The sequence below is a fragment of the Nostoc sp. genome, from assembly GCF_036917275.1.
GTDB lineage: Bacteria > Cyanobacteriota > Cyanobacteriia > Cyanobacteriales > Nostocaceae > Nostoc.
Genome location: NZ_JBALDF010000018.1, coordinates 1 through 12667 on the forward strand (window position 1 = coordinate 1; position 12667 = coordinate 12667).

9 protein-coding genes are annotated in these 12667 nt (G+C 43.3%); 2 read left to right on the plus strand and 7 right to left on the minus strand.

Annotated features, from left to right (window positions below; genetic code table 11):
* A partial coding sequence (locus tag V7K35_RS07185) for a hypothetical protein (RefSeq protein WP_335077552.1) occupies window positions 1-197 on the minus strand: 197 nt, incomplete at its 3' end.
* Between the two features lie 144 nt (window positions 198-341).
* On the opposite strand from V7K35_RS07185, the gene V7K35_RS07190 reads away from it, so the two are divergent.
* Entirely contained in the window at window positions 342-1202 is an 861-nt protein-coding gene (locus V7K35_RS07190) for a Tab2/Atab2 family RNA-binding protein (protein WP_335077553.1), read from the plus strand.
* A gap of 276 nt (window positions 1203-1478) precedes the next feature.
* Complete coding sequence (locus tag V7K35_RS07195; RefSeq protein ID WP_335077555.1) at window positions 1479-2792, plus strand: TldD/PmbA family protein; 1314 nt, start codon at window positions 1479-1481, stop codon at window positions 2790-2792.
* A 131-nt stretch (window positions 2793-2923) separates the two neighbouring features.
* On the opposite strand, the gene V7K35_RS07200 is transcribed toward V7K35_RS07195, so the two are convergent.
* The 6 genes from V7K35_RS07200 to V7K35_RS07225 all read right to left on the minus strand — a co-directional run bounded on the left by V7K35_RS07200 (window position 2924) and on the right by V7K35_RS07225 (window position 12611).
* On the minus strand, window positions 2924-3217 hold the full coding sequence (locus tag V7K35_RS07200; protein WP_335077557.1) for a WGxxGxxG family protein: 294 nt from the start codon (window positions 3215-3217) through the stop codon (window positions 2924-2926).
* Window positions 3218-3754: 537 nt separating this feature from the next.
* On the minus strand, window positions 3755-5809 hold the full coding sequence (locus tag V7K35_RS07205; protein WP_335077559.1) for a serine/threonine-protein kinase: 2055 nt from the start codon (window positions 5807-5809) through the stop codon (window positions 3755-3757).
* Window positions 5810-6254: 445 nt separating this feature from the next.
* Entirely contained in the window at window positions 6255-7313 is a 1059-nt protein-coding gene (locus tag V7K35_RS07210) for a serine/threonine-protein kinase (RefSeq protein ID WP_335077561.1), read from the minus strand.
* A 433-nt stretch (window positions 7314-7746) separates the two neighbouring features.
* Window positions 7747-9981: a glycoside hydrolase gene (locus tag V7K35_RS07215; RefSeq protein WP_335077563.1), complete on the minus strand. Its 2235-nt coding sequence runs from the start codon at window positions 9979-9981 to the stop codon at window positions 7747-7749.
* A 78-nt stretch (window positions 9982-10059) separates the two neighbouring features.
* Window positions 10060-10290 (minus strand): NifU family protein, encoded by a 231-nt coding sequence (locus V7K35_RS07220; protein ID WP_012408256.1) that lies wholly within the window; start codon window positions 10288-10290, stop codon window positions 10060-10062.
* A gap of 548 nt (window positions 10291-10838) precedes the next feature.
* Window positions 10839-12611, minus strand: a complete 1773-nt coding sequence (locus V7K35_RS07225; RefSeq protein WP_335077565.1) for an ATP-binding protein — start codon at window positions 12609-12611, stop codon at window positions 10839-10841.
* Window positions 12612-12667: the final 56 nt, after the last annotated feature.

A 12667-nucleotide genomic window follows, 5' to 3' on the forward strand; every position in this document is an offset into this window, starting at 1 on the left:
TCATCCACCTCAGAACTCCGTTCATCCACCTCGGAACTCCGTTCATCTACCTCGGAACTCCGTTCATCCACCTCAGAACTCCGTTCATCCACCTCGGAACTCCGTTCATCTACCTCGGAACTCCGTTCATCCACCTCAGAACTCCGTTCATCCACCTCAAAACTCCGTTCATCCACCTCGGAACTCCGTTCATCCACCTCGGAACTCCGTTCATCTATCTCAGATACTCAAAATCTGCATTCCTAATGCCTAATGCCTAATGCCCAATGCCCAATGCTGCCCTAACACTCGTATGATCAAAATATCAGGAAAACATAACAGCCAGATTTTTACCGCAAAACATGGGCAGTATTTGGGAAATCGATTTTTACTCCCGTCCGATATTGGACGCTAATCAGAAAAAAATTTGGGAAGTCTTAGTCTGCGAAAGCCCCTTGGATATCAGCACAAAAGCAGATTCTTTGTTTCGCTATGCTCAATATTGTCCCAGTACTCAGGTAAATTCAGGCTGGTTGCGGACAGCATTACAGGAGGCTATTAATCAAGCTGGAAAAGCACCAATTAAAATCCGCTTTTTCCGCCGCCAAATGAATAACATGATTACTAAAGCATGCCTTGACTTGGGCATTCCCGCCCAGCCTAGCCGCCGTACTTTGGTTCTCAATCAATGGTTAGAACAACGGATGGAAGAAGTGTATCCTCAAGAATCAGGCTATCAAGGGGGGACTAATCCCTCAGTCCGTTTAGAAAAACCTTTGCCGCAACGTTTACCAGATGCTTTGGAAGGACAGCAGTGGGTATTTGTTACCTTAGATGCTGCGGATTTTGCAGATATGCCAGAGTGGGAAATTGGCTTTGGTGAAGCTTTCCCCCTAGAGTTGGCGCAAGTTCCACCCGAAGCCCGTATTCCTGGTATTTTGATTTTCTCATCTAGAGCGTTGCCCTTGGCAGGCTGGATGTCTGGTTTGGAGTTGGCTTTCTTAAAATTTGACAACAGCGAAGAGGCGAGATTGCTTTTAGAAACTGGTGTAACTGAAAGCTGGATTGTGGCAAATATCAAAAAACCTCAAATCTTAGCAGAAGCGAAAGGTTTTGAACAAGCCAAGCAAAAAGCTAACGGGGTACATTTCCTCGGTGTCCAGTCTGATCCCAAAGCAGAATCTTTTGCTGGTTTTTGGCTGTTGCAAGAGGTTAACCTCTGAAAAAGGACATTGGGCAGAAATGACTAATGATTAATGACTGAAAATGGCGATCGCTAAAATCCGTTAAGACATGGCGATGATTTGGGATAATTAACTGCGTCCATCAGCGTTGATCTGCACTTCCAAATCGCAACTGCAAAGACACGCTGATGATTTTTTGATAGTTATCTGCGTCCATCAGCAAAAAGTGCGACGCCGAATAGCCCGTCGTAGACATCGCACTTTTCTTGAGACAGCGTTGATATGCAATTCAAAATCCACAATGCACTAAGGGTCATGGTTTCTGAAAATTTGTCACAAGATACACTAGCCGAACAGTTGCTGGAACTAGCGATAAAATCTGGAGCCGAAGCTGCTGAGGTGTATCAGTCGCGATCGCTTTCTCGTCCCGTGTTTTTTGAGGCAAACCGACTCAAACAGCTAGAAACCAACCAATCTGAAGGCACAGCATTGCGGCTTTGGCGAAACGGGCGTCCGGGACTTACGGTGGCTTACGGTTCTGTCCTTGCTGAAGTGATGGTGGAAAAAGCTCTGGCACTAAGTCAACTAAATCAACCAGAAACAATAGAATTAGGCTCTAACGTTCAGCCCTCCTACCCAGATATAGGGGAAAGTGTGCCGATAGAGATTTTGGTAGACTGGGGCAAAGAAGCGATCGCCCTCATCCGCGATGCCTATGCCGATGTTGTGTGCAATGGTGACTGGGAATGTGATGTTGAAACCACTAGACTAATCAATACCAAAGGTTTAGATTGTCATTACACTGACACTACTCTCAACTGCTACATATCAGCAGAATGGGTGCGTGGCGATGATTTTTTAAGTGTTTCCGATGGTGAAACTAAGCGGGGCGAACTCCACCCTGAGAGATTAGCTAATCAAATTTTACAGAGGTTAATTTGGGCCAGAGAAAATGTCTCACCTCCTACTGGTCGCGTCCCGGTTTTGTTCACTTCTAAAGCCGCCGATATGCTTTGGAGTACTGTGCAAGAAGCTTTGAATGGTAAGCGAGTTTTAGAAGTAGCTTCGCCTTGGGCAGAACGTTTGGGCAAGCAAGTAGTTGTACCCAGCCTCACCCTCTACCAAGACCCGAAAGCAGGCCCTTACAGTTGTCCTTTCGATGATGAAGGCACTCCGACTCAATCTTTAGTATTTATTCAAAACGGGATTTTGCAGCATTTCTATAGCGATCGCACCACCGGAGGCCAACTGGGTACTGACACCACTGGAAATGGTTTTCGCCCTGGTTTAGGTAGCTATCCCACTCCTGGTTTATTTAATTTTCTCATCCAGCCAGGTTCGACATCACTACCAGATTTAATTCAACAACTAGATGATGGTTTAATAGTGGATCAAATGCTGGGTGATGGCGGCAGTATTTCTGGAGATTTTTCGATCAATGTTGATTTAGGCTACCGCGTACAAAATGGTCACGTAATTGGGCGCGTTAAAGATACGATGGTTGCAGGTAATGTCTACACAGCTCTGAAGCAATTGGTTACACTGGGCAACGATGCTGATTGGAATGGTTCTTGTTACACTCCATCTCTGATAGTAGAAGGGCTATCCACCACGGGGAGAAGCAATTGAATACTGAATCTTCCATTTTTTACCAATTATATGTATACAAAAAAATGTAAACACATAAACAAAGCCTGCCAATGCAGGCTTTACCCATAATTATCTTTAGAACTTACGCAAAATTACAATGCAACTTCTTATTAAAAGTTAGAACGGGAGCCAGAGGAGCCTACCACATTAGAATCACCTACAATATCATCGCCTCTGCGGCTCTTGCGACCAAATAAACCAAATAAACCGAGCAAGCCCAGTAAACCCCAATCACCATCCCGATGATTTCCGTCAGTAGCAGTGCTATCTGTAGTAGTATTTGTAACACTAGCATCAGGAGTGGTTGTTGTCTGAGCAGAAGCAGGTAGAACTGTGGGCAACGTAGCCAAACTTAAAGCTAGAACACTACTTCCCAGAATTTTAGAAACATTAAAGCGTTTCACGATCACATTCCTCAGTTAAATTTCTCTAAATAATAATTAAAGTTTATTAAGTTTTGACAGCGTTAGCATCAATCTTTAGCTGCAAATATAAATCTGCTTAAAGTTGCATTTGTGATCAGCCAAATAAGCATTTTGGTATACATATAGATTTTGATGCATGGCAAATTAGGCAATAGTGTAGTTAGCGATCGCATTCAAGCTAGCTCGATTCCAGAAGGGAAAATATTTCTTTTTAAAACTAAAAATTACGTCTTCAGGGATGACAGATGCCGAGAAGTGAAAGCAATATTTCCGTAGCGATCGCCTCTGGTTTAAAAATCCAGTGATTTTGGTCAGGGGTGGGCTTAATAATTAAAAAATTGGTTATCCAAATTTGGCGCTTTGATAATTTTGCTGCCACCAGAAATATGTTTTTAAACAGACATTTTGCGATCTTGGGGGTTGGGTGATTTAAAACGATGGCAAATTGCGTGTTTTATTTTAATTTGACAAAAATGTATATCTATGAATCCAAATGCAATTCAGGATGATTCCTCCTCACTGAGACAACCGCCAAATCTTAATAGTATTGTCTTCACTACCACTGACAAGGGTCTTGCCATCAGGACTGAAGGCGACGGATGTCACAGTGTTGGTGTGCCCTGCCAATGTGAGAATTTCCTCTCCTGTGGCTGGATTCCAGAGTTTGATGGTGCGATCGCGGCTACCACTAGCAAGAATTTTACCATCGGCACTGAAGGCTACGGATGTGACAGTGTTGCTATGTCCCACCAGTGTGCGAATTTCTTTTCCCGTAGGTAGATTCCAAAGTTTGATGGTGCGTAGGCGTAGCCCGTCGTAGACATCGCGGCTAGCACTGGCTAAAGTTCTCCCATCTGGGCTAATTGCTACGGTTGTTACTGTTTGAGAATTTCCTTCTAGTGTGCGGATTGGGTATCCCTTTGTTAGATTCCAGATTTTGATAGTTTTGTCAAAACTACCACTGGCAAGAATCACACCATCGGGGCTGATGGCTACTGAGCGCACCCAAAATGTATGCCCTGCCAGTGTCCGAATTTGCTCTCCTGTTGCCAAATCCCAGATTTTGATGGTGTTGTCATCACTGCCAGTAACTAGAGTCTCGCTATCAGCACTGATGGCCAGGGCATGAATTGAGTCAGAATGCCCCTGCAAAGTGCGAATTTGCTTTCGCGTTGTCAGATTCCAGATTTTGATGGTTTTATCATCACTACCACTAACCAGAGTTTTGCCATCTGGGCTGATGACTACGACATTTACCTGCTGAGAATGCCCGTTGAGTAAAGAGATTGCTTTTCCGGTTGCTAGATTCCAAAGTTTGATGGTGCGATCGCCGCCACTGCTGGCAATGGTTTTGCCATCGGGGCTGATGGCGACAGATAAAACCGAGTTTCCATGTCCTTGGAGGGTGTTAGCTAAGGAAACTTTTGCCAAGGTAATCTTTGGTGGTTGACCTAAAAGCGCTTCATCTTTGCCAGGGCTATTGTGCTGAAGCCTAGAGACTAAACTAGTCTGAATCCGGTGAAAATCTTTATACCAAGATTTTTGAAATCCGAACAACAGAATCAAAGCACTTACCAAAATCAAAATTCTCAGAAATAAATAACTTTTTGGTAAATATGGGGCTTTAGTTGGTGGTATTTTTCCAGAGGATTTCCCGGCAGGTGGTAGTGCAAGTAGTTGTTTTGGAGTCAAGTCTCTGAGGACTTCATCGGCTGACTGGTAACGTTGCTGGATGTCTTTTTTCAAAAGCTTGTCGATTACAAAATCCAACTCTGGATTTAATGGACTCCGCAAATATTGCCGCCAATTACTCACCCAAGCGTACCCAGATTCCATCCACAACTGAAAGGGGGAATTTCCCGTTAGCAGATGAAAGCAGGTAGCCCCTAAACCGAATAAGTCACTGGCGGGAAAAGCTTTACCGTCTCTAATCTGTTCTAGGGGAGAATAACCATGCGAACCAATTGATGTGCCAGATTTCTGCTGCACTCTCGCGGTGAATTGCTTTGAGGAACCAAAATCAATCAGACTTAATCGCCCATCACTTTTATGGCGGATAATATTTTCTGGCTTGATATCCCGATGAATGACTTTGCGATCGTGGATAAATTTGAGGATGGGCAGTAAATCTAGCAAAATAGATTGAATTTCGCTAGCTTTATATGCCTTGCGCTGTTGCAACTCCTTTAACAAATTCTCCCCATTGATAAACTGCTGCACTAAGTATAGACAGCCATCTTGCTCAAAGTAAGCTAGCAAAGTCGGAATTTGGGGATGTTCCCCAAGGTCTTGTAGTCGCTGCGCTTCTTCTGCAAACAACTCCATCGCCTTTTTTTGCGACCAAGTTCCTTGGAATTTTGGAGCTAATTGCTTGATAACACAGCGTTCATTGAGTTTATCTACGTCTTCTGATAGATAGGTTCTGCCAAATCCCCCCTCATCTGAAAGGACTCGGATGACACGGAAGCGATTTCTTAAAAGTGACACCAATGGGGTGCTACAACTTTGGCAAAACTTCTTTCCATTAGGATTCAGGGGATTTGGGCAATCGGGATTTAAGCAGCAGATCATGATCTGACAGGCGCGACTGCATGACAACTTAGGCTAAGTTTGCCCCTAACATTTCCCTTAAGAAAATTGACTCTCGCTTACTTGTGGTAGAAAACCCTGTCTGGGGATTGGGGAATTACTTATATCGTTAGCGTTTGTAAATAGTGGTCAGTCTTCCTTATCTGTGGAAAACTACGAGAGCCATAAGATTAATTATTCTTTCGATTATATAATAATCTGAATAGAAATTTTTTCTGAAATGTTAGCCCTAGTAATTTTGCTTGTATATTGGCAAGCGACAAGTGACTAAGTATTAAGTGAAACCCTGATTAATTAACCATTACTGACTATCAAATCAAGTCAAAATGCTTACTAGATTTGTTTTTAATATTTTAAATTGCTCATGATTAATTATTTATTTGATACCTAAGGCAAATAAAGCTTCAACGTAATTCTGTCACCTTGTTTACTTGAGCTTTGCTCTCCATTTCCGAATAGCACTAGCAGTTCTGGCAGCAGGTGGTATATATACGTCAGGATCAGGAGTTTCGGATGAATTTTCGTATTGTGTAATACTTTTATTATTTGATTTTTGGGTAGTTAGACAGTTAGCCAAAGTAGGCAAATAGCTTTTATTACTTAAAGCTTTCATCACTTCATTGGCAGTCTTAAACCGATCATTTAACGTAACTTTCACCATTTTTCCTAAAATATGAGCGAAACTGTCGCTAATATTTACCTCTTTTTGCCAGCATATCTCACCAGAATTCGCGTCGTACTCAAATTCTAAAGGACTTTTAGCAGTCAACATATAAATACAAGTTATACCCAGTGCATAAATATCACTGGCATAAACTGGATGTAGAGAAAACTGTTCTGGTGGTGCAAATCCCCTAGTCCCAATAAAATTTGTGTGTGCAGCTTGATTGATTGAGTTTTCACAAACATCAACTAATTGCTCTTTCACCGCACCAAAATCAATCAGCACTACCCGCCCATCATCCTCACACCGCAATAAATTTTGGGGCTTAATATCCCGATGAATTACACGATGTTGATGAAGATACTGTAATACTGGTAATAATTCTTGTAAAAAATGTTTAACTGAGGTTTCACCTTTGGGCCCAGTTTGCCGCACTTCTCGTGCCAAAGTAGAACCCGGTACGTATTCTTGAATTAAAAAAAACTCTCCATTCGCCTGAAAGTAGTCTAATAACATGGGAATTTGCGAATGACTACCGAGTTGACCCAAAGTTCTTGCCTCTTTTTCAAAGCGCATACATGCCCTTTCCCAACTTTGCGGATTAGTCACTTTCGGACAAAGCTGTTTAATAACACACAGGGGCTTCCCAGGTAATACGGTATTTTTAGCTAAAAAGGTAATGCCAAAACCACCTCTACCCAAAATTTGCAATATTTCATAGCGATCGCGAAATAGCTTCTTGGAACCACACATCTGACCAAGGTGAGTTTGCTGTGAAATGCTCTCTTGAGAATTTGTTATTTTCTGATAAAAGCGATTCATTAGTATAGAATATTTACTATCATATGTCTCTAATTTTACGATAAATATTTGTTGATGACAGTAAAATTACTGCATCTTCGCTAAATCATCATTACTTTTCTGTTAAAAATTCAAAAAGCAAAAATAAATTTTTGTAGAACTTACGGATTGACAAGAAAGAATTAAATATGTTTTCCAAAAATCTTTGCAACACATGAATCGACTTTAGGGGCGCAACTTTGCCGACCTTTAACAAGGGGATTTTGCCCCTTGTTAAGCCCCAAGTCTTGTTAATTGAGATGGTAGCTAGATTTACACGCCCACTGGACTAATACTGATTACCTGTGAGGTTACATAGAACAAGGGAATTTTGCCCCAAGTCTTACCAAGCCTGATTTTGTGCAGTTTCACAAAGAATTGGTATAAGTATTTTGTGACACCAAGATAGTGAGTTCTAAGGCACTTCAATGGGAATCAAAGCATTTTCTGGTAAATAGTTGGAAAAATGCCCTTCATCCGCAAGCACCAGAATCAGGCGCAACGGATAATCTGGCGGAACTTGCAAGTCTGCCCACGGCACTGCCAACTCTAAACAACTATTTATTGCTACTTGAGCGCGGCTGAAACGGGGATGCCATTGACAATTGTCTCCAGCTTCCCGAAACTGAATCGATTGTGTCAACAAGTTAATTTCCAAAAGATGGTGGAAAAGGTAATTAAGTGGGGCTGCATCTGGTAAATCTGCCAAGGGAACTGGGCTGTTGACCATTGTTTTTTCTGGATAAAACCACAGCAGATTCAACTCTGTTGGCAAATCCTGCCCTGGTGCTGCGCCACTTTTAAAGTCCAGGCGCAAATAAAAATTGAGGTGATCTACCCCATACCAAAGTCGCTGGATGACACTGCTATTGTGCATCGTCCCCCGCGCCCCACCGATTTCTATGCGTCCAGCTTTGTCCCAATCTTGTTCATCACCCTTACCATCGATGACGGGATGAATAAACCCTTGTGGGGTGTGGTTTCCCTGTGCTTCGTGGATTTCCACTGGTTGCTTGAGATAGGGCGGTACAGGTTCATTTAATGCCTTGTAAATGCCAAACAAGTGTTCTCGAAATAACTGGTCAAAGATGGCATCTTGATTTGAAGAGTGTCCTGCACCAAACCACCAAAACCAGTCAGAACCCTCTGCGGCATATAATGCTTCCCACGCTTGTGGGTTGTTTTCTTCCGTCGCTTCAGGATGACTTGCCAACAGCTTTCTAGCTTCTGTCAAGTAATCCCAAGCACGATTTTTAGCAGGATCGCCGATCCAAGTGGTGAAGCTGCCATCCACCCAAGAACCGCTATGTAGTTGCCCTCCGGGAATAGTGGCTGTGGCTGGGAATTCTTCCAGAAATTCAGAGACGGTGACAAGTTTGAGGTGGGGTTGATCGCTCAAAGTTTGATACAAAGCTTCAAGGAAGGGTTTGCCGTCTTGGGGATAAAATTCCCAGCAATTTTCCCCATCTAAAGCGATGGTAACTAGCCAAGGTTGTTCACTTTGACTATCTCTTTGCATTTTAGCGATCGCTTGTAAATGTCCCACTAAGTCCGCTGCTGCCTGTTTTGCTGGCATCGCACTGTAGGTAAAGCCAATCAAATCTGATAATCTGTGGTCACGAAACACAATTGACAAATCGCCCTCTGCGGTTTGCAGGCGATACGGTTGGTACAACAGTTCTGGTTGCTGCACATTCCCCGCCCCATCCCGATGAAAAAGGTTTTTCAGTGTCCACCCTAAGACGGCTTCATCTGAGCATATCCACTTAAACCCTTGGTTAATAATGTCTGGAAGTATCTGTGGACTTACTGACTGTTCCGAAGGCCACAAACCACGAGGTATCTGTCCAAAGCGGTCTTTATAAATGTTCCAAGCTTTCCGCAAGTGGCGGGGAATATCTTCTGCCCACTGAAATCGCTGCTCAGGTAGTATCATATTGGGCACAGCTACCCGACCAGAGTTGGTATCAGCTAGTAAGGGCAAAATCGGATGAGTGTAAGGCGTGGTGGTAACTTCTAGCTGCCCCGCCTCCTGCATTTTCCGATGTTGGGGGATAATGCGGCTGAGGATTTCTCGCTGTTTGGAATAAATGCGCTGGCGATCGCTTAAAGTAAAATTCCGTCCCTGTTTTAACCAAGCAGCAATTTCTGGATCATCCCAAAAGAGCGGATCGATCCAAGCCAAATTGTGCCAAGCTAGCAAATCACCATAATCTGGCAATTCCCAATTTGCCAAACACCAAGCTTGCCCCTTCTCCTGCCTTTGCTGGTACAACTCGGCATAGCGGGGATGGGGATCAATCAGCGTATGGTGATTGGCATCAAAAAAGTGTTGGATAATGAATTCCCGCTGTTGCTGGGTGAGTTGTTCATCCGGTGTCAAGCAGGCTGTGAGGTAAGGGTCAAAAGCAGTACCAGCAATATAATCTTCAAGTTGCAATATCAGCGATGGAACTAAATTTACCGTTTGGTGTAACTTAGGATACCGCTCTAAAAGCAATACCAAATCCAAATAATCTTTAGTCCCATGCAAACGTACCCAAGGTAGACGGTACTGCTGACTCGAAGATAGCGAAACGCCGCTGCCAGGAGATTTGTACAGCGGCTGATGTTGATGCCAGATAAAAGCGATGTAAAGAGGATGGGACATAAGAATAGTTAGGAGTTAAGAATGAGGAGTTAGGAGATGCTGTAAAACTCATAACTCCTAACTCCTAACTCCTAACTTTTACACCACTTGCTCAATTTCTGCAATTTCGGGAATCATTTCCTTGAGGCGGCGCTCAATACCCATTCTCAGGGTCATTGCAGAACTAGGGCAAGAACCGCAAGCACCTTGCAACCGCAGTTTTACAACAGGCCCATCGAGTTCCACGAGTTCCACGTTGCCGCCATCAGACATCAGATAAGGGCGCATTTCATCTAAGACTGTTTCAACGTTGTCAATTGTGAGTTCCATAGTTTTAGACCTGCTAAGTTAATGATGGGCATTGGGGAGCCACTGCGTTGCCGGAGTTCCCCCGGTTGAGGCAAGTGGCGTCATTGGGCATTAACAATTCGTAATTCGTAATTACTAATGACACTCTCTAAGCGGACTCGTAAAGCCTGCGGCATAGCTACGCTTAGGGCGCAGCCTCTCCAAGAGTTGAGGCTGCTTAGAGAGGGCGCCTGATAAAGAAGACAGTAATTACGTTGCTATGAGCCTGCTTACTTTACTCTAGCCTTTAGATTCTGCTTTGCAGTCCAACGAACGCAGGATTTAATGCTTTTAACTATACGTCACCATAAAAAGGGGTCAAAAATATTATTTTTCGCAAATTGAGTAGAGCAAATCAAAAGCCAACATTTAGGCGTTTGTTGTGTTTTTTCCTCAACCAAGTCCATAATTATACAATTTTTTGTGGACTATGGACGGAATTCCTTCCAATCTCTAATCCCCAATTTTGTTATTAAATAATAATATTTAAAACTTAAAACCCAGTATTGCCAAGTATCCTAACTCTTAACTCAGTACTCATCACTGTTTGTTGAGTCGCTATCACTAGATGAAACCATGACTGGCTGTTGATATAGTGGCACTGTAAATGTCACTGTTGAACCAAGTCCTTCGCCCAGACTATAAAAATGTACTTCGCCGCCCATTGCCTCCACTAGCTTCTGGGATATTGCCAGTCCTAAACCTGTACCGCCGTACTGGCGAGTGCGGGAGCCATCCACCTGAGAGAATAATTGAAACAGTTTATCTTGTTTGTCCAAAGAAACACCGATGCCAGTGTCTGCCACACGGACTCTCACCATGCCAGGAAATTCCTGACCTTGAAAGTTTGGCTTCGCTTTTTTGAGTACTAAATCGGCACTGACAGTGACACCACCTTCATGGGTAAATTTGATGGCGTTACCTAGCAAATTGAGCATAACTTGTAGCAATCGTTGGTAGTTGCTTAGGACAATGATTTCATCAGAGGTAGCAGGCATTTGCATCCTGAGGCTGAGGTTTCTCATTTCTGCTTGGGGACGCATGAAACTTTCTACATCACTGAATAGCTCATCTAGCTTGACTGGAGCGTAAACTAAGTCCATTTTGCCCGCTTCAATTTTGGCAATGTCCAAAATATCGTTGATGATATTCAGCAGATGTATCGATAATTGATGAGCTTCTGCCAAAAATTGGTTTTGTTCTTCTGGGTCATCTGCCATCCCTTCTAAAATCAGCTTCAAAAAGCCGATCATCCCGTTGAGGGGGGTACGAATTTCATGGGATACATTAGCCAGAAACTCGCTTTTGAGGCGGGAAGCTTCTTCGGCTTTTTGACGCGCTGCTTCTAATTCTTTATATAAAGTAGCGTGTGCGATCGCAGTTCCCAATTGATCTGCTGCTTCTTTTGCCAGTTCTAATTCCGATTCTGTTAGTGTGTAGCATTCATCCTGCCAAGTCAAGGCAACCAATCCATTGGCTTGGTCTTGATAGCAAGTCGCAATCACCAAAGTTTTCTGCCGCCCAGATGTGTATCCAGGCACTTCTATCACAACCGGTTCTAGGGTTGTCAAAGCCTGAGCAAAGGCAGGCTCAGAAGCTATATCTATTTCTTCTGAGCCTAGTATGATTGAGTTGAGTTCTGGCTGATGATACTCAGCCATCACTTTCACTTTTAAGCTACAAGGTTGGTAAGGACGACAAATAATGCAGCGCTCTAGCCGCAGTGCTTTCCCCAAACTGTCAACTGTTTGCTGCCAAATAATATCGAAATCCAATGTCCGGCGAATATTTCTGGTAATGCGATTTACCAATTTTTGGTGTTGCTGTGAACGTAAAGCCAACTCTATTTGTGTAGGCGTTTTTGGTGCCACACGCACTTGTTTTTTGTTTAGTGTCGCTTGCACTAACCGTCCCATCACTAAAACTGTAGTGGCAGTCGTTCCCAAACTCGGCATAATCGGACTAATCACTAAGTCCAATTCAAATAATTTCTGGTGGTAGCTAAACCAACACTGAAATCTTTCTGGCATCAAACTTGTCAAAATTCGCTGCAATCGTTCCAAATAAGTAACCTTATCCACTGGGGCAAAGGTTTGGGTCTGGTTGAGATCGTCAACTATTTCAGTATTTAACCCCAGGAGTTCGCTGTGCTGCCAACAAAAGGTCAGATAGCACCCTGCCCCATCTTGCGTATACACCAACTCGGCTCCTAGAGTTGGTAATGAGCCATCAGTCTTACTGGTGATAGATTCCAGATTTTGGGAAAATACATTCGGCAATTGGGAATTGGCAGTAATAGTCATTAATTGAGTTGGATAGACAAAGGGTATCCGACCGTAATTTTACTAAAGCTGCTCAA